The sequence below is a fragment of the Pseudomonas anguilliseptica genome (assembly GCF_021375795.1).
In the GTDB taxonomy this organism is placed as follows: Bacteria; Pseudomonadota; Gammaproteobacteria; order Pseudomonadales; family Pseudomonadaceae; genus Aquipseudomonas; species Aquipseudomonas anguilliseptica_A.
On record NZ_JAEIOI010000003.1, the window covers coordinates 227,782 to 245,530 of the forward strand.

26 protein-coding genes are annotated in these 17,749 nt (G+C 61.7%); 19 read left to right on the forward strand and 7 right to left on the reverse strand.

Features of this window, described 5'->3' with window-relative positions; translation table 11 throughout:
* Positions 1-69: 69 nt before the first annotated feature.
* Positions 70-684, forward strand: a complete 615-nt coding sequence (locus IOD17_RS12480; RefSeq protein WP_233685395.1) for a TetR/AcrR family transcriptional regulator — start codon at positions 70-72, stop codon at positions 682-684.
* Between the two features lie 59 nt (positions 685-743).
* Here the strand turns inward: IOD17_RS12480 and IOD17_RS12485 are convergent, their stop codons facing one another.
* From IOD17_RS12485 to IOD17_RS12495, 3 genes are all read right to left on the reverse strand, one after another.
* On the reverse strand, positions 744-1,526 hold the full coding sequence (locus IOD17_RS12485) for a phasin family protein (protein ID WP_233685396.1): 783 nt from the start codon (positions 1,524-1,526) through the stop codon (positions 744-746).
* Between the two features lie 10 nt (positions 1,527-1,536).
* A complete protein-coding gene (locus IOD17_RS12490; protein WP_233685397.1) occupies positions 1,537-1,977 on the reverse strand; it encodes a phasin family protein in 441 nt (146 codons plus the stop codon).
* 206 nt (positions 1,978-2,183) lie between these two features.
* Positions 2,184-2,462 (reverse strand): polyhydroxyalkanoic acid system family protein, encoded by a 279-nt coding sequence (locus IOD17_RS12495; protein WP_233685398.1) that lies wholly within the window; start codon positions 2,460-2,462, stop codon positions 2,184-2,186.
* Positions 2,463-2,654: 192 nt separating this feature from the next.
* On the opposite strand from IOD17_RS12495, the gene ubiE reads away from it, so the two are divergent.
* The 9 genes from ubiE to IOD17_RS12540 all read left to right on the forward strand — a co-directional run bounded on the left by ubiE (position 2,655) and on the right by IOD17_RS12540 (position 8,587).
* Positions 2,655-3,425: a bifunctional demethylmenaquinone methyltransferase/2-methoxy-6-polyprenyl-1,4-benzoquinol methylase UbiE gene (gene ubiE / locus IOD17_RS12500; protein WP_233685399.1), complete on the forward strand. Its 771-nt coding sequence runs from the start codon at positions 2,655-2,657 to the stop codon at positions 3,423-3,425.
* Positions 3,425-4,042 (forward strand): ubiquinone biosynthesis accessory factor UbiJ, encoded by a 618-nt coding sequence (locus IOD17_RS12505; protein WP_233685400.1) that lies wholly within the window; start codon positions 3,425-3,427, stop codon positions 4,040-4,042. The genes ubiE and IOD17_RS12505 overlap by 1 nt, the downstream gene beginning before the upstream one ends.
* Positions 4,039-5,628, forward strand: coding sequence for a ubiquinone biosynthesis regulatory protein kinase UbiB (ubiB, locus tag IOD17_RS12510; protein ID WP_233685401.1), 1,590 nt, complete (start codon positions 4,039-4,041; stop codon positions 5,626-5,628). The genes IOD17_RS12505 and ubiB overlap by 4 nt, the downstream gene beginning before the upstream one ends.
* Positions 5,629-5,695: 67 nt before the next feature.
* Entirely contained in the window at positions 5,696-6,097 is a 402-nt protein-coding gene (gene hisI / locus IOD17_RS12515) for a phosphoribosyl-AMP cyclohydrolase (RefSeq protein WP_233685402.1), read from the forward strand.
* Between the two features lie 7 nt (positions 6,098-6,104).
* Positions 6,105-6,437 carry a phosphoribosyl-ATP diphosphatase gene (locus IOD17_RS12520; RefSeq protein WP_233685795.1) on the forward strand — a complete coding sequence of 111 codons (333 nt, stop codon included), beginning with the start codon at positions 6,105-6,107 and terminating at the stop codon, positions 6,435-6,437.
* A 28-nt stretch (positions 6,438-6,465) separates the two neighbouring features.
* Positions 6,466-6,705: a twin-arginine translocase TatA/TatE family subunit gene (gene tatA / locus IOD17_RS12525; RefSeq protein ID WP_233685403.1), complete on the forward strand. Its 240-nt coding sequence runs from the start codon at positions 6,466-6,468 to the stop codon at positions 6,703-6,705.
* A gap of 3 nt (positions 6,706-6,708) precedes the next feature.
* Complete coding sequence (gene tatB, locus IOD17_RS12530) at positions 6,709-7,083, forward strand: Sec-independent protein translocase protein TatB (RefSeq protein WP_233685404.1); 375 nt, start codon at positions 6,709-6,711, stop codon at positions 7,081-7,083.
* On the forward strand, positions 7,080-7,883 hold the full coding sequence (gene tatC, locus IOD17_RS12535) for a twin-arginine translocase subunit TatC (RefSeq protein WP_233685405.1): 804 nt from the start codon (positions 7,080-7,082) through the stop codon (positions 7,881-7,883). Before tatB ends, tatC begins: the two co-directional genes overlap by 4 nt.
* Entirely contained in the window at positions 7,880-8,587 is a 708-nt protein-coding gene (locus IOD17_RS12540) for a 16S rRNA (uracil(1498)-N(3))-methyltransferase (protein WP_233685406.1), read from the forward strand. Before tatC ends, IOD17_RS12540 begins: the two co-directional genes overlap by 4 nt.
* A gap of 121 nt (positions 8,588-8,708) precedes the next feature.
* Here the strand turns inward: IOD17_RS12540 and IOD17_RS12545 are convergent, their stop codons facing one another.
* Positions 8,709-9,203, reverse strand: a complete 495-nt coding sequence (locus IOD17_RS12545) for a winged helix-turn-helix transcriptional regulator (RefSeq protein WP_233685407.1) — start codon at positions 9,201-9,203, stop codon at positions 8,709-8,711.
* A 100-nt stretch (positions 9,204-9,303) separates the two neighbouring features.
* Here IOD17_RS12545 and IOD17_RS12550 point away from each other — a divergent pair, with 100 nt between their 5' ends.
* Positions 9,304-10,032, forward strand: coding sequence for an SDR family oxidoreductase (locus tag IOD17_RS12550; protein ID WP_233685408.1), 729 nt, complete (start codon positions 9,304-9,306; stop codon positions 10,030-10,032).
* 46 nt (positions 10,033-10,078) lie between these two features.
* The gene (locus IOD17_RS12555) at positions 10,079-10,666 is read left to right on the forward strand and encodes a 2-hydroxychromene-2-carboxylate isomerase (protein ID WP_233685409.1); all 588 of its coding nucleotides are present in this window, start codon (positions 10,079-10,081) and stop codon (positions 10,664-10,666) included.
* Positions 10,667-10,673: 7 nt separating this feature from the next.
* On the opposite strand, the gene dtd is transcribed toward IOD17_RS12555, so the two are convergent.
* Positions 10,674-11,111, reverse strand: a complete 438-nt coding sequence (dtd, locus tag IOD17_RS12560) for a D-aminoacyl-tRNA deacylase (protein WP_233685410.1) — start codon at positions 11,109-11,111, stop codon at positions 10,674-10,676.
* Complete coding sequence (pip, locus tag IOD17_RS12565; RefSeq protein WP_233685411.1) at positions 11,108-12,079, reverse strand: prolyl aminopeptidase; 972 nt, start codon at positions 12,077-12,079, stop codon at positions 11,108-11,110. The genes dtd and pip overlap by 4 nt, the downstream gene beginning before the upstream one ends.
* A gap of 92 nt (positions 12,080-12,171) precedes the next feature.
* Here pip and IOD17_RS12570 point away from each other — a divergent pair, with 92 nt between their 5' ends.
* Positions 12,172-12,606, forward strand: a complete 435-nt coding sequence (locus tag IOD17_RS12570; protein WP_233685412.1) for a hypothetical protein — start codon at positions 12,172-12,174, stop codon at positions 12,604-12,606.
* An 84-nt stretch (positions 12,607-12,690) separates the two neighbouring features.
* Here the strand turns inward: IOD17_RS12570 and IOD17_RS12575 are convergent, their stop codons facing one another.
* The gene (locus IOD17_RS12575) at positions 12,691-13,245 is read right to left on the reverse strand and encodes a methyltransferase family protein (protein WP_233685413.1); all 555 of its coding nucleotides are present in this window, start codon (positions 13,243-13,245) and stop codon (positions 12,691-12,693) included.
* Between the two features lie 100 nt (positions 13,246-13,345).
* Here IOD17_RS12575 and IOD17_RS12580 point away from each other — a divergent pair, with 100 nt between their 5' ends.
* The 6 genes from IOD17_RS12580 to IOD17_RS12605 are packed head-to-tail and all read left to right on the forward strand — an operon-like array spanning position 13,346 to position 17,740.
* On the forward strand, positions 13,346-13,753 hold the full coding sequence (locus IOD17_RS12580; protein WP_233685414.1) for a beta-hydroxyacyl-ACP dehydratase: 408 nt from the start codon (positions 13,346-13,348) through the stop codon (positions 13,751-13,753).
* Positions 13,746-14,630 (forward strand): ABC transporter ATP-binding protein, encoded by an 885-nt coding sequence (locus IOD17_RS12585; RefSeq protein WP_233685415.1) that lies wholly within the window; start codon positions 13,746-13,748, stop codon positions 14,628-14,630. Before IOD17_RS12580 ends, IOD17_RS12585 begins: the two co-directional genes overlap by 8 nt.
* Positions 14,627-15,823 (forward strand): ABC transporter permease, encoded by a 1,197-nt coding sequence (locus IOD17_RS12590; protein WP_233685416.1) that lies wholly within the window; start codon positions 14,627-14,629, stop codon positions 15,821-15,823. Before IOD17_RS12585 ends, IOD17_RS12590 begins: the two co-directional genes overlap by 4 nt.
* Complete coding sequence (locus tag IOD17_RS12595; protein WP_233685417.1) at positions 15,805-16,071, forward strand: acyl carrier protein; 267 nt, start codon at positions 15,805-15,807, stop codon at positions 16,069-16,071. Before IOD17_RS12590 ends, IOD17_RS12595 begins: the two co-directional genes overlap by 19 nt.
* Complete coding sequence (locus IOD17_RS12600) at positions 16,068-17,192, forward strand: beta-ketoacyl synthase N-terminal-like domain-containing protein (RefSeq protein ID WP_233685418.1); 1,125 nt, start codon at positions 16,068-16,070, stop codon at positions 17,190-17,192. Before IOD17_RS12595 ends, IOD17_RS12600 begins: the two co-directional genes overlap by 4 nt.
* Positions 17,183-17,740 (forward strand): hypothetical protein, encoded by a 558-nt coding sequence (locus IOD17_RS12605; RefSeq protein ID WP_233685419.1) that lies wholly within the window; start codon positions 17,183-17,185, stop codon positions 17,738-17,740. Before IOD17_RS12600 ends, IOD17_RS12605 begins: the two co-directional genes overlap by 10 nt.
* The last annotated feature ends 9 nt before the right edge of the window (positions 17,741-17,749 follow it).

Sequence of the window (17,749 nt, forward strand, 5' to 3'; positions counted from 1 at the left end):
ATCAAACTGGCCGCAACCTGTTGCGGCCAGGTATCTTCACCACTCCCGCGGCCAGAATAAGAAGACCGGATGAAAACCCGCGACAGAATCCTCGAATGCGCCCTCCTGCTGTTCAATCAGAAGGGCGAACCCAATGTTTCCACCCTGGAAATAGCCAACGAACTGGGCATCAGTCCGGGCAATCTGTACTACCACTTCCACGGCAAGGAGCCGCTGATCCTCGGCCTGTTCGAGCGCTTTCAGGCGGAACTCGCGCCGCTGCTCTCGCCCCCAGAGGATGCGCAGTTGGATGTGGAAGATTACTGGCTGTTCCTGCATCTGATCGTCGAACGTCTGGCGCATTACCGCTTCCTGTTCCAGGATCTGTCCAACCTGACCAGTCGTCTGCCAAAACTCGAACGCGGTATGCGCCACTGGCTGAACAACCTGAAACGCGCGCTGGCCGAGCTACTCGCACAACTGCAGATCGATGGCCAGTTACGCAGTGATACGCAGTCACTGGGCCAACTGGTCGAGCAGATCACCCTGACCCTGCTGTTTTCACTGGACTATCAACGCATCATCGGCCGCGAAGGTGAAAGCCGTCTGGTGGTGTACCAAGTGATGATGCTGGTAGCCCCGCACCTGGCCGAAGAGTCGCGCTACGCGGCTGAACACCTGGCCCAGCGCTACCTGGAAGACTGACCCAGACAAACGCAAACGCCCGGCACTAGGCCGGGCGTTTGCGTTGACTGCTGCGCGTCTTACGACTGGGTAGCAGGTGTCACGGGTGCAGCAGGTGCAGCGGCCGGAGCAGGTGCAGCAGCGGCTACCGGAGCAGCAGCCGGTTTGGCAGCTGCTGGCTTGGCCGGAGCCTTGGCGGCCGGCTTAGCTGCTGGCTTGGCAGCCGGTTTCGCGGCTGGTTTAGCAGCAGGCTTAGCGGCAGCTTTGGCAGCGGGTTTAGCCGCTGGTTTGGCTGCAGCCTTGGCGGCCGGTTTAGCTGCTGGTTTGGCAGCCGGTTTTGCAGCTGGATTGGCGGCAGCTTTGGCGGCCGGCTTGGCAGCGGGCTTAGCAGCAGGTTTGGCGGCTACTTTCTTGACCGCAGGCTTGACCGATTTAACCGAGACACCGGTCAGTTGCTCGATCTGCTTGGTCAGGCTTTCCACTTTAGCGTTGAGCGCTTTCACTTCATTGCGGCTCGGTACGCCGAGACGCGAAATGGCATTGTTCAAACGCTTGTCGAAGGCCTCTTCCAGCTCGCCCCACTTGCCAATCGCTTTGTCTTTGACTTCATCGACCTTCGATTTGGCAGTGTCCACTTTCGAACCCACAGTGGACTTCACAGCACCAACTTGCTTGTCGACTTCGCTCTTGGCTTGCTTCTCAGCTTTTTCGCCATCCTTGACCAGCGTATCGAACAGCTTGTTGCCGTCCTTGCTGACCTTGGAGTAGGCACCCAAACCAGCCAGCCAGATTTGACGCGAGTATTTTTCTACTTCGCCGATCCAGGAAGTGGTTTGCTTTTCGGTTTTCTTTTTGACAGCCATCCTGCTCTCCTTACTTGGTACGCGCGACGTGCTCGAGCAACGCGCTCAGCTCATCCAGCTTAGCAGAGAGCGCTTCAACATCCTGCTTGGACGGAATGCCAATGCGGTTCAGGGCGCTGGCAACACGGTTGTCGAAGGCTTTTTCGATCTTGTCGAGTTGCACTTCAACCTTGTTTTTCACGCTGCTGACATTGCTGGTGACAGTGGTTTTGACGCTGTCGATCTGGCTGTTAGCGGCTTCAACTTGTTCGTTGACCAGTTTTTTGCCTTGTTTTTCAACACCTTCGCCGCTCTTCACGAGTTCTTTGAAGTACTCGGAACCTTCCTGACCGGCTTTGGCGTAAGCGCCCAGACCCGCCAACCAGATTTTGCGGGCGTAGACTTTGGCGTCGCTCAGCACGCTGCTGGTTTCTTCAACGACGGCTTTCTTTTTAACGGCAACTTTCGACATGGTGCACCTCACTCTAAGTGTTTCGAGGAAACGCCCACGGAATGCAGGCTTAGGTGCACGGTATCGATGAAAATTAGAAACCGCATACTAAGCGTAAGAAAAAACTGCCTGGAGCAGTTTTTAACGTCGCGCAGCGACGGCCCACAGGGTGGCTGCCAGGGATGGCTGGCCATCAAAAACTGCCCAAGGCAATTTTAAACAGCGCCTCAGGCCTGCAGATTCTTGTCCAGCACCTCTTCGATTTCGCGCTTGATGGTGCCGCTCATGGCCGACAACAACAGCCCCAGGCTGAGCTGCACACGTACGCTGTCGTCATGCACATCAATGCGGCCATCGGCGCCGCTGCGCTTGAACTCCAGGCTGTCGCCGTTCCAGCGATAACGCACGTCGTATTCACGCGCCAGGCGCTCGGCCAATTGCTCGGCTTTCTCGCGGGCAACTTCGCGGCCCAGGGAATGGGGTCGTTCAATGGTGATCTTGGCCATGGCATTTCTCCTCGCCCGTTAACTGCGACCTTAAGTCGCTGCGACTATAGCAAGGCTGCAGGCCGCAAGCTGCAAGCAGCTCGCGCAGACAACTTTGCTGTTTGCCGCGCAGCGCCCAAACCCAGCGGGGCTTTTTGGGTTTAGAATGACTGCCACTTTGGATACAGCCTCTCTGTTTTAGGAAAGGGCAAGATGAACGACCCGCGCAATAGCAGCGACAGCGAACCCACCACGCATTTTGGTTTCCAGAGCGTGCCGGAAAGCCAGAAGGCGGAAAAAGTCGCCGAGGTGTTTCACTCGGTCGCCGCCAAATACGACCTGATGAACGACGTGCTGTCTGGCGGCATGCACCGCCTGTGGAAGCGCTTCACCATCGAACTGTCCGGCGTGCGCAGCGGTAACCGGGTGCTGGATATCGCCGGTGGCACGGGCGACCTGACCCGCAAATTTTCCAGCCTGGTCGGCCCGACTGGCGAGGTGGTACTGGCCGATATCAACGAATCCATGCTCAAGGTGGGCCGCGACCGTCTGCTCGACAAGGGCGTGGCCGGCAACGTCAGCTTTGTTCAAGCTGATGCGGAAAAACTGCCGTTCCCCGACAACCACTTCGACGTGGTGACCATCGCCTTCGGCCTGCGCAACGTGACGCACAAGGAAGACGCCATCCGCTCGATGCTGCGCGTGCTCAAGCCCGGCGGCCGCTTGTTGATCCTGGAGTTCTCCAAGCCGTCCAGCCCGCTGCTGTCGAAGTTCTACGACGCCTACTCGTTCAAGTTCATGCCGCTGGCCGGCAAGCTGATCACCAATGACGCCGAAAGCTACCGCTACCTGGCCGAGTCGATCCGCATGCACCCGGATCAGGACACCCTCAAGGCGATGATGGTCGAAGCCGGCTTCGAGCGAGTGACCTTCCACAACATGACCGGCGGCATCGTCGCCCTGCATCGCGGCATCAAGCCCTGATGCTGCTCACCGGGCTGCTGGCTGGGGTCGAACTCGGCCTCAATCGCGTGCTGGCCATGGACAGCACTGCGCTGCCACGCCTGGCTCGCTTGAGTGGCCGGGTGATTGCTGTGGAATGCGCGGCACCGAACCTGCAGCTGTTTATCCTGCCCAGTGCCAGCGGCCTGCAATTGGCCGCGCAGTGGGCGGGCGAGGCTGACTGTCAGCTGCGAGCGCCTGCTGCCAGCCTCCTGCGCCTGGCCACCAGCAAAGATAAAACCAGCATCCTGCACAGCCCGGAAGTCAGCCTGGATGGCGACAGCGCTGCCCTGCTGGAACTGGCCGGCATTCTCCAGGACCTGGAACTGGACTGGGAGTACGAGCTGTCACGCTGGCTCGGACCGGTCGGCAGCCAGTTGCTCGGCGGCCATCTACGCAGCCGGGTAAGCTGGACCAGTCAGGCCCTCGACAGCCTGCGCCTGAACCTGGCCGACTACCTCAGCGAAGAATCCCGCAGCCTGGTTGGCCAGCGTGAAGCCGATGCGCGCTTCGCCGAACTGGATCAGCTGAAGCTGTCCCTCGATCGACTCGACGCGCGCATTGAGCGCCTCGCCCAACGCCATAAGCCCATCGCATGAAGCTGCTTGCCATTCGCCGTCTGCTGCGCATCCAGCGCGTGGTTATACGCTACCAACTGGATGACCTGCTGTTCAACCTGCCGCTGCCCTTCTGGGCGCGCATGCTGCGCTATGCGCTGCCCTGGCGCTGGCTGCCGCGTCGTGCGCAGCAACTGTCGCGTGGTGCTCGCCTGCGTCTGGCGCTGGAAGAACTGGGGCCGATTTTTATCAAGTTCGGCCAACTGCTCTCCACCCGCCGCGACCTACTGCCGCCGGATATCGCCGATGAGCTGGCCAAACTGCAGGATCAGGTACCGCCCTTCGACCCCGCTCAGGCACTGGCGCGCATCGAGTCGCAGCTGGGCGCCAAGGTCGGTGACGTATTTGCCCGCTTTGACACCCAGCCCCTGGCCTCGGCTTCCGTCGCCCAGGTGCATGCCGCGCAGTTGAAAAGCGGTGAGGAAGTAGTGGTCAAGGTAATCCGTCCCGGTCTGAAGCCGGTGATCGAACAGGACATCGCCTGGTTGTTCCTGCTGGCCAAGCTGGCCGAACGCGCCTCTGCCGATGCCCGTCGCCTGCGCCCGGTGGAAGTGGTCAGCGACTACCAAAAAACCATCGTCGATGAACTCGACCTGCTGCGTGAAGCAGCCAACGCCAGCCAGCTGCGGCGCAACTTCGAAGGCTCGCCGCTGCTCTATGTGCCGCAGGTGTATTGGGATTATTGCCGGCCGAAAGTGCTGGTAATGGAGCGCATCTACGGTATTCAGGTCACCGATCTGGAAACCCTCGCAGACCAACGCACCGACATGAAACTGCTGGCCGAGCGCGGTGTGGAAATCTTCTTCACCCAGGTGTTCCGCGACAGTTTCTTCCACGCCGACATGCACCCCGGCAACATCTTCGTCAGCACGCGCACGCCGTGGAACCCGCAGTACATCGCCATCGACTGCGGCATCATCGGCAGCCTCACCGCCGAAGACCAGGACTACCTGGCGCGCAACCTGATCGCCTTCTTCAAGCGCGACTACCGCCGCGTGGCGCAGTTGCACATCGACTCCGGCTGGGTGCCGGCGGAAACCCAGGTCAATGATTTCGAGGCGGCGATCCGCACCGTTTGTGAGCCGATCTTCGAGAAGCCGCTGAAGGACATCTCCTTCGGCCAAGTGCTGCTGCGTCTGTTCCAGACCGCCCGGCGCTTCAATATGGAAGTACAGCCACAACTGGTGCTGCTGCAGAAAACCCTGCTGAATATCGAAGGGCTGGGCCGCCAGCTGTACCCGGACCTGGACCTGTGGAGCACCGCACAGCCGTTCCTCGAGCGCTGGATGCGTGAGCGCATCAGCCCGCTGCACTTGCTGCGCAACCTGCAATTGCAGGCCGAGCAGGTGCCGCACCTGTCGCAGATCGCCCGCGAAACGCTGGAGCGACTGAATCAGCAACCTGCCGCCCGCCAGCAAACCCCGACACCCCGCCATCAGTGGCCGGCACGCCTGCTTGGTGCAGCGCTGATCGGCGGCGCGGTGAGCCAGGGCCTGCTGCTCAGCGTGGTGGCCTGGCCAAGCTGGCTGATGCTCGCTGGCGGTCTCTACTTGGTACTGCGCCGATAGCCACACCGGGTGAGCACTGGCACACTAGCTTTCTGACTCAAGCAGCCCGAGATGGGCGGAAATAGCAATGACTGACTGGCTCGACGACATCAACTGGAACAGTGACGGCCTGGTACCGGCCATCGCCCAGGACCATAAGACCGGCCGCGTACTGATGATGGCCTGGATGAACCGCGAGGCCCTGGCCCTGACCGCCGCCGAGCAGCGCGCCATCTATTGGTCGCGCTCACGCGGCAAACTCTGGCGCAAGGGAGAGGAATCCGGCCATGTGCAGAAATTGCATGAGCTGCGCCTGGACTGTGACGCCGACGTGATCATCCTGATGGTCGAGCAATTGGGCGGCATCGCCTGTCACACTGGCCGCGAAAGCTGCTTCTACCGGGTGTTCGAGAACGGTGCCTGGAAAACCGTCGACGCGGTGCTGAAAGACCCGCACGCCATCTATGCCGCAGGACACAAACATGAGTGATTCGGCCATGACTGATACCCTGAGCCGCCTGGCCGAGGTGCTGGAGTCGCGCAAAGGCGCGGCCGCCGACAGCTCCTATGTTGCCAGTCTGTACCACAAGGGCCTGAACAAGATTCTGGAAAAGGTCGGCGAGGAGTCGGTGGAAACCATTCTCGCGGCCAAGGATGCTGCCGTCAGCGGTGACTGCAGCGATGTGATCTACGAAACCGCCGACCTGTGGTTCCACAGTTTGGTCATGCTCGCTGCCCTCGGCCAGCATCCGCAGGCGGTACTGGACGAACTGGACCGGCGCTTTGGCCTGTCCGGGCATGCGGAAAAAGCCGCACGCACACAAAACTGATCAACCACTTAGTTACGGAGTACGCGTTATGGGATTCGGTGGCATTAGCATCTGGCAACTCCTGATCATCCTGCTGATTGTGGTCATGCTGTTCGGCACCAAGCGCCTCAAGGGCCTGGGCTCTGACCTGGGCGACGCCATCAAGGGCTTCCGCAAGTCGATGGACAACGCCGACGCCGAAAAGCCCAACGCTGCCGTGGAAGAACCCAAGGGCCAGACCATTGACGCTCAGGCGCGTAAGGTCGAAGAACCGGCGAAAAAAGACTAAGCCATGTTCGATATCGGCTTTAGCGAACTGCTGCTGGTCGGCATCGTAGCCCTTGTGGTGCTCGGCCCGGATCGCCTGCCAGGTGCTGTGCGCACGGCAGGCCTGTGGATTGGCCGGATCAAACGCAGTTTCAGCGCGATCAAGGCCGAGGTCGAGCGCGAGATCGGCGCGGATGAAATCCGCCGTCAGCTGCATAACGAGCAGATCCTTGAGCTTGAGCGGGAAATGAAGGCGATGAAGGAAAGCCTTAACGCGCCCATAAGCACCAGCACCAGCACCAGCGCCGAAACGCCAACGCCAACGCCAACGCCAACGCCAGCCGAGCCGAGCCGCACCACTGACACCAGCACCAGCCAGGATAAAAGCCCGCAGCCATGAGCCAACGACCGGACAGCGATCAGGAAATGCCCCTGATCTCCCACCTGACTGAACTGCGCACGCGCCTGCTGCGGATCGTCGGCGCCGTGCTGCTGCTGTTCGCCGGGTTGTTCTATTTCTCCCAGGACATTTACTCGCTGGTGGCCGCGCCGCTGCGCGCCTACTTGCCAGAAGGTGCCACGATGATCGCCACGGGCGTGGCCTCACCGTTCCTTACGCCCTTCAAACTAACGCTGATGGTCGCACTGTTTCTCGCCATCCCGATCATCCTGCATCAGATCTGGGGCTTTATCGCACCCGGCTTGTACAAGCACGAAAAGCGCATTGCCGTACCGCTACTGATTTCCAGCATCCTGCTGTTCTACGCCGGCATGGCCTTCGCCTATTTCGTGGTGTTCCCGATCATGTTCGGCTTCTTCGCCAGCGTAACCCCGGAAGGCGTGGCGATGATGACCGACATCGGTCAGTACCTGGACTTCGTGCTGACCCTGTTCTTCGCCTTTGGCGTGGCCTTCGAAATCCCCATCGCGACCTTTTTGCTGATCTGGGTTGGCGTGGTCGATGTCGCCACCCTGCGTAAAAGCCGACCCTATGTGATTGTCGGCTGCTTCGTCGTAGGCATGGTACTGACTCCGCCGGACGTGTTCTCGCAAACCCTGCTGGCCGTGCCCATGTGGATGTTGTTCGAAGTCGGCCTGCTGTGCGGCAGCCTGGTGCAGCGCAATGCCGAACGCGAAGAACAAGCTGCCGAAGACGACAGCAGCGCCAGCAACGACCAGCCACCCGCGCCACAACCGTGAACCTGCTGCTTCTGGAAGACGGCGACTTTATCGCCGCCGACCGCGTGCTGCTCAGCGGCCGCCGCCTCAAGCACCTGCATGACGTGCACCGCGCCGAAGCGGGCGACAGCCTGCGCGTCGGCCGTCTGAATGGCCTGATTGGCAGCGGCCAACTGCTGCGCCTGGATGCACAAGAAGCCGAGCTGTCTGTACAACTCGATCAGCCGCCACCAGAAAAACTGCCCCTGACCCTGCTGCTCGCCTTGCCTCGGCCGAAGATGCTGCGCCGCGTGCTGCAAACCGTCAGCAGCATGGGCGTGTCACGGCTGGTGCTGCTCAACAGCTACCGGGTGGAAAAAAGCTTCTGGCAGACGCCATTTCTCGAGCCTGCCGCCATTCGCGAGCAGTTGATCCTCGGCCTGGAGCAAGCCCGCGATACCGTGCTGCCCGAGGTGATCATCGAGAAGCGCTTCAAACCCTTTGTCGAAGACCAGCTACCTGCAATGGCCGCCAACACCCTCGGTCTGATTGGTCACCCCGGCGACTTCCCGGCCTGCCCACGGGCGGTTACGCAGCCCGTGACGCTGGCCATCGGCCCGGAGGGTGGCTGGATTCCTTATGAGGTGGAAAAGCTCGCCGAAGCCGGCCTGCAACCGGTGCAGCTGGGCGTGAGGATTCTGCGGGTGGAAACGGCGGTAACGGCTCTGCTGGCGCGACTGTTTTAACCAAAGCTGCTGCTTTTGTAGGAGCGGGCCATGCCCGCGAATGGCGATATCTGGGAAATCGCTCGCACGCCTGGCATGCCTCTACAGACCCGCAGGGTGAATGGGAACAGCGCCATCCACCCTACAAAACCTGCTTTTCGTGCCAATGCGCTGGCAGTAGCTGGCCCTTGAGCGCGGGGGCTTCCTCCAGCTGTACATCCCTTGGCTGCAGCGGTTCACCACAGTCCGAACACACCAGCACGCCATGCATCGGCTGACCACAGGTGCGGTGGATATGCCGGATCGGCGCGCCCTCGGCACCGCTCATATGGCGATCCCCCCAATGCACCAGCGCCATGATGGCTGGGTACAGATCACGGCCCTTGGCGCTTAGGCAATATTCCTCGCGCACTGGCCGCTGCTGATAAGCCACCTTGTCCAACACACCCGCTTCAACCAGTTTTTTCAGGCGTTCGGCCAGCACATGACGGGTAATCCCCAGGCGTTTCTCGAACTCGTCGAAACGACGAATGCCGAGAAAACTCTCACGCAGCACCAGCAGCGTCCAGCGATCCCCCACTACCGACAGGGTGCGAGCCAAAGAGCAGGGTTGCTGCTCAAGTTCTTCCCAACGCATAGGCCAACCTCCAACAGCGATGGCTCACCATAGCTTGACAGGTTCCAAAATGGAACCGACTATCGACATCAGTTCCAAAATAGAACTAACGGAGACTGCAATGACAGAACGCAAAGCAATTCTGGTAGTCGGTGCGGGGGATGCCACCGGCGGCGCCATCGCCAAACGCTTCGCCCGCGAGGGCTATGTGGCCTGCGTGGCGCGGCGCAATGCCGACAAGCTGACGCAATTGGTCGCCGAGATCGAGGCTGCCGGCGGTACTGCCCGCGCCTTTGGTTGTGATGCGCGGATCGAGGAGCAGGTGGTCGAGCTGTTCGCCACCATTGAGCGCGAGGTCGGCCCGCTGCATGCGGTGATCTTCAATATCGGCGCCAATGTGCAGTTCTCCATCACCGAGACCACCGAGCGGGTGTACCGCAAGGTCTGGGAAATGGCCGCGCTGGCCGGCTTTCTCACCGGCCGTGAAGCGGCCAAGGTCATGCTGCCGCGCGGCCAGGGCACGATCATCTTTACCGGCGCCACTGCCTCGTTGCGCGGCCGGGCGAATTTCTCCGCCTTCGCCAGTGCCAAGTTCGCCCTGCGCGCGCTGGCCCAGAGCATGGCCCGCGAACTCGGCCCCAAGGGCATCCATGTCGCACACCCGATTATCGACGGGGCCATCGACACCGCGTTTATCCGCGACACCTTTCCGCAGCTGTACCAACTCAAGGATCAGGACGGCATTCTCAACCCCGAGCATATCGCCGACACCTACTGGCAGATCCATTGCCAGCCCCGCGATTGCTGGGTGCATGAGCTGGACCTGCGGCCATGGTCCGAGACGTTCTAACGACTGCGCGCCCGCCCCATAACAAGACCTCCCGAAGGAGCATGCAATGAGCAAAACCCTGGAATTCTTTTTCGATTTCGGCAGCCCGGCCAGCTACCTGGCCTGGACCCAGGTGCCGCGAATTGCCCGCGAAGCCGGCGCGCAGCTTATCTGGCGACCGATGTTGCTCGGCGGGGTGTTCAAGGCCACCGGTAACCAGTCACCGGTGATGATCCCGAGCAAGGGCGCCTGGATGCTCAAGGACCTGGCGCGCTTTGCCAGCCGTTATGGCGTGCCGATGAACTTCAACCCGCACTTCCCGATCAACACCCTGACCCTGATGCGCGGCGCAGCCGGTTATCAGGACGACGACCGTTTCGAGCATTACGTGAAAACGATGTTCGAAGCGCTGTGGACGCAACAGAAGAACCTCGGCAAACCCGACGTGGTTGCCGAAGTACTAAGCGCCGCCGGCTTCGATCCCGCCGAGTTCGAACGCTTGGTCAGCGATGAAGCGGTGAAGGAACGCCTCAAGGCCACCACTGAAGAAGCGATCAAGCGCGGCGTGTTTGGTGCACCGACCTTCTTCATCGGCCAGGAGATGCACTTCGGCCAGGACCGCCTGGACTTTGTTGCCGAAGCGCTGGCGCGTTAGCAGGCTGCTAGCTTTCCAGCAGAAAGGTCACCGGCCCATCGTTAACCAGATGCACCTGCATATCGGCACCGAACTGGCCGGTGGCGACCTGCGGGTGTTTACCGCGGGCCTGGGTAACCAGCAGGTCGAACAGCTCCGCGCCCAGCGCCGGTGGCGCGGCACTGGAAAAGCTTGGCCGTAGGCCGCCCTTGGTATCGGCGGCCAGGGTGAATTGCGACACCAGCAACAGGCCACCGCCAATATCGCTGAGCGACAGGTTCATCTTGCCGGCGGCATCACTGAACACGCGGTAGTTGAGCAGCTTGTGCAGAATTTTCTCGACACTGGCCGGGGTGTCCTGCGGCTCGACGCCAACCAGCGCCAGCAGGCCTTGATCAATCGCCCCCACCACCTCACCGGCCACCTCTACGCGAGCGCACCGCACCCGTTGAATCAGTGCCTTCATGCTTCGTCCGGGGCCAGGTTGAGCAAGCGCCGCGCCAGTTCATCGGCCGCCCGCACCAGGGCGTCGGTAATGCCACTCTCAGCCGCGGAATGACCGGCATCACGGATGATCTGCAGCTCGCTGTTCGGCCAGGCTTGATGCAGCGCCCAGGCATTGTCCAGCGGGCAGATCACGTCATAGCGGCCATGCACGATGACGCCCGGCAGATGAGCGATCTTCGGCATATCGCGCAGCAGCTGATCGGTTTCGAGGAAGGCGTTGTTAACGAAGTAATGGCACTCGATGCGGGCAATCGACAGCGCGCGGTGCGCATCACTGAAACGGTCGACCACATGCGGATTGGGACGCAGGGTGGCGGTGCGACCTTCCCAGGTCGACCAGGCTTTGGCGGCATGCATCTGGGCAATCTGGTCCGAACCGGTCAGGCGCTTGTAGAAGGCCTGCACCAGATCACCGCGCTCATCCGCCGGGATCGGCGCCAGGTAATCTTCCCAGTAATCGGGGAACAGGCGGCTGGCACCTTCCTGGTAAAACCACTGAATTTCCTGCGGGCGACACAAGAAGATGCCGCGCAGAATCAGCCCATGTACCCGCTGCGGATGGGCCTGGGCGTAAGCCAGGGCCAGGGTCGAGCCCCAGGAGCCGCCGAACAGCACCCACTTTTCGATGCCCAGATGCTCGCGGATCTGCTCCATGTCGGCGATCAACGCCTGGGTGGTGTTGTTGTCCAGACTGGCGTGCGGGATGGAACGGCCGCAACCACGCTGATCGAAGGTGACAATACGGTACAGGTTGGGGTCGAAATAGCGTCGGCTCGCCGCGTCGCAACCAGCACCAGGGCCGCCGTGGATAAACACCACAGGCAAACCGTCCGGTGAACCGCTCTCGTCGACATACAGCACGTGCGGCGCCTGCACCGCCAGCTCATGACGGGCGTAGGGTTTAATCTCCGGATACAAGGTCTGCATGGCATGCTCCTGAATAGATGCGTAGCGTTGACGGCCTTCCACTCCCGACCAACACTCTGCCGGGCATCATAACCATGAAACAGGAGTTGAGCATGCCAACCCGGATATTTGCCTTGGCTTTGCTGATGTTTTGCACCCTGCTCGCCGGCTGCGGTGCCAAGGATGACCCACAGGCAGCGCTGGAAGCAGCCGTGCAACAACTGCAGGACAACCTGGAGGCCAAAAGCACCAGCGCGGTACTCGACCAGCTGCATCCGCAGTTCTCAGCACAGGGGGAGTTCGACCGCGAGTGGGCGCAGCGCACCATGCTGCTGCTGTTTATGCGCCATAAGAACATCAAGGTGCTGGCCCTGAGCAAAAGCAGCTACCTCGATACCACCTACCGCGAGAAGGGCCATACCGACGCCCAGGTTGGCCTTACCGGCGCCGAAGGCCTGATCCCCGACAGCGCGCGCCACTACGGGGTAAAACTGGAATGGTGGCTGGAAGGTGATGAATGGAAGCTGGCGCGGCTGAGCTGGGAATAAACCTGAGCAGCACGCAGCAAAGCGACGTCTACCTACGCTGAGCCTGCCTTTCACCCCGTATCGCAAACGCGCTACTGCAAGATTTCAAAATATCCAGGGAATAAACATCTTGCTGCGCTGCATATAGTCGCGGTACGCCTCACCGAACTGCGCCAGGCACTCGGTTTCATCGCACTTGGCGGTCAGCCAGAGCGCCAGGCTGGCCAGCAGCGCCAGGTTCCAGCTCAGGCCATTGGGTTGTTTGCAGGCCACGCCCCAGGCCAGCAGTAACAGCGAGGCGTACAGCGGGTGACGGATATGGCTGTAGATGCCGCTGGTCACCAGCTGCGAGGTGCGCTCGAAGGCAAACAGCTCGGCATCCTGACGCTGCTCATTCGGGCGGCCCATGCGACGCAATTGATAAAGCCCGGGAAACAGCACCAGCAGCGAGGCAAACAGCAACGCCCAGGACGCCAGTTGGTGGGGGGCAAAACGGTCAACAAACCACAGCGGGCCATTGAGCACCAGCAAGCCAAGAATAGCCTCCCAGGCAAAGAACCGGTAAAAACCATGGGACTTCGGCCGCCGCAATGCCTGCCAGGACAGCGCCAGCAGAATCAGCGTCCCCAACCCAAAAGCCACTGCCTGCACCCACGCCATAGCGCTTCCCCTATTCCGTCTGCCATCTGTCAAAGCCAGGCGCTGCGCGACTTGCAGGCCCTCTGTTACACTGCCGGCGTCTTTCTCTCGGCCGCCCGCAATGGATCGCACGCAACTGCACAGCCTGCTGCCTCACCAAGGTCCCGCTCTCTGGCTGGATGGCCTGTTGGCGCATGACCCACTGAGCATCCAGGGCCTGAGCGCCTGGCGCTTTCTCGAGAACTTTGGCCCCGACGCCTCACCCTGCCTGCTGTTTGAAGCCGCCGCGCAGTTATGCGCCGCGCATGGTGCCTTATACGGCGATACCAGTGCCATTGAAATGGCCCTGGTTGGCAAGCTCTCGCAGTTGCAGCTACACCATGAGCCGACGCAGCGCAGTGGCGCGCTGCAGGTCAGTGCCCAGCAGGAAGCGCTTAGCCCGGCCGGGGCACTTTATGCCTTCAGTATCCGCAGCGAAGACCACCTGCTGCTCGACGGCAAACTGCTGCTGGTGCTGATTCATGCTTGAACTGCGCAATGTCGTCCACAGCTATCCAGGCGCCAACCGCGCCGCACTGCAAGGCATCGACCTACAGTTGCAGGCCGGCGAATGCCTGGGCCTGCTCGGCAGCAATGGCGCCGGCAAGACCACCCTGCTCTCGCTGCTCAGTGGCGTGCTGGCGCTACAACAGGGCGAACTGCATTGGCAAGGCCAACCCAGGCTCGGCCTGGTGCCGCAACAGCTGGCCTTCTATGCCGGGCTCAAGGTGGGCGAAAACCTCGACCTGTTTGCCGACCTGTATCGCCTGCGCGGCAATCAGCGCCGCCAGCGTCTGCAGCAATGCATCGACATCTGCGCCCTGGACGACAAGCTGACGCGGCGCAGTGAGCAACTCTCCGGGGGCGAACAGCGCCGCTTGAATTTCGCCATCGGCCTGCTGCAACCAGCTGACGTCTATCTGTTCGACGAAGCCACCGTGGGCGTCGATGCCACCAATCGGCAACACTTGCTGGCAGCCGTGGAGCAGCTGACCGCCGAGGGCAAGGCGGTGATCTACACCAGCCATTACCTGGAAGAAGTTGAACGTGTGGCCCAGCGCATCCTGCTGCTGCACGAAGGCCAGGTACGCCTGGACCTGGACAAGCGCCAGCTGCTCGGCGACGACCACGGCCTGCTGCTGGAATGGCCGGACGCGGCACCTGCCGGGCTTAACCAGCTGCTCGAGAGCCTGCAACTGACGGCCGAAGTATTGCCCAAGGGTCTGCGAATTGCCGCCCTGAATGGCCAGCAGTTACTGGCCATCAGCGAATTTGTCGCCGCCCAGGATGGCCTGCCCAACCTGCTGCGCTTTGGTCGTCCGTCGCTGGAACAGCTCTATCTGCGCTTGAACGGAGGCCGGCTATGAAGCTCTGGGCAGGCCTCTTGGCATTGGCACGCAAGGAAGTGCTGTTGCTGTTGCGCGACCCGCACGCGTTGGCGGTGCTGTTTATCATGCCGACCCTGTTTCTGCTGCTGATGGCCGGGGCCATGTCCAGCTACATGCAGGACAAACCGCCAGCGCTGCGCCTGATCGTCGAAGCCCCGCAGGACGACGCCAGCCAGTTCTTCCACGATGCCTTGCAGGCGCAACTGGCGGACAGCACGCTGCTCGCACATAGCGACGAGCCGCTGGCCCAGGTGCGGCTGCCGGAGGACTTCGCGGCCACCCTGCTGGACAGCCCGCATCAGGGGCCGAGCCTGAGTTTCCCCGCACAGTTCGACAAACTCTCGCGCCAGCGCCTGCACAGCGCCGTGAGCATCGTCCTGGCGCAAACCCGCCTGCTGGCCTATCTGGAAGACAGCGGCGTGATCGACGCCGAGCTGAGCCGGGCTGAGCGCCTGCACCTGGTGCAGCAGCGCACCCAGAGCCAGATTGATGAGCAGGAACAACTGGCCAGCGGCGACCTCAGCGGTCGCGCCAATGCCACCCAGCTGAGCGTGCCGGCCTGGCTGATCTTTGGCATGTTCTTCGTCGTACTGCCCATGGCCGGCGGCTTTCAACGTGAGCAACAGAGCGGCACTCTGCTGCGCCTGCGCTGCCTGGGACTGAACCTCGGCACCCTGGTGTTGAGCAAGCTGCTGCCGTACTTCGCCATCAACCTGTTGCAGTTCGTCCTGCTACTCGGCATTGGCATCTACGGGCTGCCGCTGCTCGGCCTGCCTGCCCTCAGCCTGCCCGGCAGCGCGCTGGCTTATCCGCTGCTGGCCATCAGTGTGGCCCTGGCCACCAGCAGCTTGGGCCTGTTGCTCGCTGCACTGGCGCGCAGCAGCGAACAGGCGCTGCTGCTCGGTGGCGGTATCAATATCCTGCTGGCCGCAATTGGCGGCATCATGGTGCCGAAAAGCGTGATGCCGGCGGCCATGGCCCAACTGGCGGAAATCTCCCCGATGAGCTGGGCACTGGATGCCTTTCTCACCCTGCTGGTGGGCCACGGCTCACTGGCCGACATCGCCCCCTACTGCGCACGTCTGCTGCTGTTTGCAGCGCTGTGCGGGGTAGCCGGGCTGCTTCTGTTCACCCGACGAGTACAGCGCACGCAATGGACCACTCACTACTAGAACAACAACTCAAACAACTGCTGATTCGCGAGTGCGACAAGGAAGACGACATCGACTGGCAAAGCATCAGCGATGACGAACCGCTATTCGGCGCCAAGAGCCGCATCGCCATGGACAGCCTGGATGCCCTGCAAGTGTCCCTGGCGCTACAACAACACTACGGTGTGCGCATTGAAGGCGCGAAAGACGGCCGGCGCATCCTTGGCAGCATCGCCAGCATCGCCGCCTATATCAGGCAGCAGCAGTGACCCCGGTTTACCTGCAACGCGCCGCCCTGCACTGCGCCCTTGGCGATGACCTACCAAGCGCCGCCCAGGCTCTGCAAAACGCTCAGCCGCCCCAGGGCGAGCCCTTTGTGCTGCATGAAGTGCATGAACCACGCAATTATCTGTACGCAGCGAACACTGGCGAAAGCCTGAGCCAGCGTCTGGATCGTCTGCTGAGCGAAACCCTCGGTGAACACCCCCAGGCCCTCGACGACTGCCTGTTGATCGTCGCCAGCACCAGCCTGGATATCAACGAGCTGGAAGCGCTGACCCGCCAGCAGCAGGGCTTTCACCCGGAAGATTCCACGCCGCTGGATCTGCTCGCCAAGCAACTGCGCCAGCGCTGGGGCTTTGCCGCCGCCTTTACCCTGAACACCGCCTGCACCAGCGCCGCCAATGGCCTGCTCTACGGCGCCAGACTGATCAATGCTGGCCAGTACACCCGCGCCCTGGTACTGAGCTTCGAGACGCACAGCGCCATCGCCATGCAGGGGTTCGGCGCGCTGATGCTGACCAGCCCCAGTGGCCAGTACCGCCCGTTTCACCCCGAACGCGACGGCCTGCTGCTGGGCGAAGCCTATGCCGCGGTGCTGCTTGGTCGCGAGCCGGGTGACGCACCACTGGCGCGTTTACTCGGAGGTTTCAGCGCCTGCGACACCAGCAGCCTGACCACCACCCGCGAAGATGGCAGTCATATCCATTGGGTCATGCAGCAGGCCCTGCGCAGCGCCGACTGCAACGCCGAACAGATTGACCTGGTGAAACTGCACGGCACCGCCACCAGCGCCAACGATGAAGCCGAAGGCAATGGCATGCGCCTGCTGTATGGCGAACGCATGCCGGCCCTGAGCCTGCTCAAACCCTGGCTCGGGCATACCCTGGGCGCCTGCGGCCTGAGTGAAAGCCTACTGCTGCTCAAGGCCCTGCAAAACGGCCCGCTACCCGGCGTGAGCTACGCCAGCCAGGCCATGCTGCCACTGCGCGCAGAGCCGCAGACTCTGGCGGCAGACAGCCTGCTGCTGACCAACTTTTTCGGCTTTGGCGGCAATAACGCCAGCCTGGTTCTGCAAGGTTGCAGCACGGGAGAAACCGTATGCCAGTGATCGCCGCCAGTGAAGTCCACGGCCTGGCCGCCACCAGCGATAAAGAGCTGAAAGCGGCCCTGGGCCAGTGGCTGGACAGCCCGCCAAGGCGCATCGACCGCCTGATCCTGCAATGCCTGCTCGCCGCCGCGCCGCTAAAGCAACAGGTACGCAGCAACTGCGGCCTGTACCTGGCCTCGGCCCATCCCGCACGCGCCACCATGGGTGCGCTGCTGGAGGCGGTGTGCGTGCAGCACAAGCAGCCCAAGCCGTTCGAGTTTGTAAACAGTGTAAGCAACGCCGCCGGCTTTCATATCGCCCAGCAACTGGGCATCGACGGGCCGAACCTGTTTATCGGTGCTGGCGAGCAGGTTTGGGGGCAATTGCAGGCCCTGGCCAACCTGGATTTGCAGGAGGGCTTGATCGAGCAGGCATTGCTGCTGCTCTGCGATGAGCGCGGAGATTTCTGTGTGCAGGCGCTGCTGCTGGAAGGGCCAACTGCTGGCGCGTACGCCACCAGCTTTGCCGAGCTAAGCGTTGGCACAGAGGTGCAGCGGATCAATCTGTAGGGTGGATAA

Coding starts and splice junctions, on each gene's coding strand:
- IOD17_RS12480 (WP_233685395.1), top strand. CDS start 70: ATGAAAACCCGCGACAGAATCCTCGAATGCGCCCTCCTGCTGTTCAAT.
- IOD17_RS12485 (WP_233685396.1), bottom strand. CDS start 1,526: ATGGCTGTCAAAAAGAAAACCGAAAAGCAAACCACTTCCTGGATCGGC.
- IOD17_RS12490 (WP_233685397.1), bottom strand. CDS start 1,977: ATGTCGAAAGTTGCCGTTAAAAAGAAAGCCGTCGTTGAAGAAACCAGC.
- IOD17_RS12495 (WP_233685398.1), bottom strand. CDS start 2,462: ATGGCCAAGATCACCATTGAACGACCCCATTCCCTGGGCCGCGAAGTT.
- ubiE (WP_233685399.1), top strand. CDS start 2,655: ATGAACGACCCGCGCAATAGCAGCGACAGCGAACCCACCACGCATTTT.
- IOD17_RS12505 (WP_233685400.1), top strand. CDS start 3,425: ATGCTGCTCACCGGGCTGCTGGCTGGGGTCGAACTCGGCCTCAATCGC.
- ubiB (WP_233685401.1), top strand. CDS start 4,039: ATGAAGCTGCTTGCCATTCGCCGTCTGCTGCGCATCCAGCGCGTGGTT.
- hisI (WP_233685402.1), top strand. CDS start 5,696: ATGACTGACTGGCTCGACGACATCAACTGGAACAGTGACGGCCTGGTA.
- IOD17_RS12520 (WP_233685795.1), top strand. CDS start 6,105: ATGACTGATACCCTGAGCCGCCTGGCCGAGGTGCTGGAGTCGCGCAAA.
- tatA (WP_233685403.1), top strand. CDS start 6,466: ATGGGATTCGGTGGCATTAGCATCTGGCAACTCCTGATCATCCTGCTG.
- tatB (WP_233685404.1), top strand. CDS start 6,709: ATGTTCGATATCGGCTTTAGCGAACTGCTGCTGGTCGGCATCGTAGCC.
- tatC (WP_233685405.1), top strand. CDS start 7,080: ATGAGCCAACGACCGGACAGCGATCAGGAAATGCCCCTGATCTCCCAC.
- IOD17_RS12545 (WP_233685407.1), bottom strand. CDS start 9,203: ATGCGTTGGGAAGAACTTGAGCAGCAACCCTGCTCTTTGGCTCGCACC.
- IOD17_RS12550 (WP_233685408.1), top strand. CDS start 9,304: ATGACAGAACGCAAAGCAATTCTGGTAGTCGGTGCGGGGGATGCCACC.
- IOD17_RS12555 (WP_233685409.1), top strand. CDS start 10,079: ATGAGCAAAACCCTGGAATTCTTTTTCGATTTCGGCAGCCCGGCCAGC.
- dtd (WP_233685410.1), bottom strand. CDS start 11,111: ATGAAGGCACTGATTCAACGGGTGCGGTGCGCTCGCGTAGAGGTGGCC.
- pip (WP_233685411.1), bottom strand. CDS start 12,079: ATGCAGACCTTGTATCCGGAGATTAAACCCTACGCCCGTCATGAGCTG.
- IOD17_RS12570 (WP_233685412.1), top strand. CDS start 12,172: ATGCCAACCCGGATATTTGCCTTGGCTTTGCTGATGTTTTGCACCCTG.
- IOD17_RS12575 (WP_233685413.1), bottom strand. CDS start 13,245: ATGGCGTGGGTGCAGGCAGTGGCTTTTGGGTTGGGGACGCTGATTCTG.
- IOD17_RS12580 (WP_233685414.1), top strand. CDS start 13,346: ATGGATCGCACGCAACTGCACAGCCTGCTGCCTCACCAAGGTCCCGCT.
- IOD17_RS12585 (WP_233685415.1), top strand. CDS start 13,746: ATGCTTGAACTGCGCAATGTCGTCCACAGCTATCCAGGCGCCAACCGC.
- IOD17_RS12590 (WP_233685416.1), top strand. CDS start 14,627: ATGAAGCTCTGGGCAGGCCTCTTGGCATTGGCACGCAAGGAAGTGCTG.
- IOD17_RS12595 (WP_233685417.1), top strand. CDS start 15,805: ATGGACCACTCACTACTAGAACAACAACTCAAACAACTGCTGATTCGC.
- IOD17_RS12605 (WP_233685419.1), top strand. CDS start 17,183: ATGCCAGTGATCGCCGCCAGTGAAGTCCACGGCCTGGCCGCCACCAGC.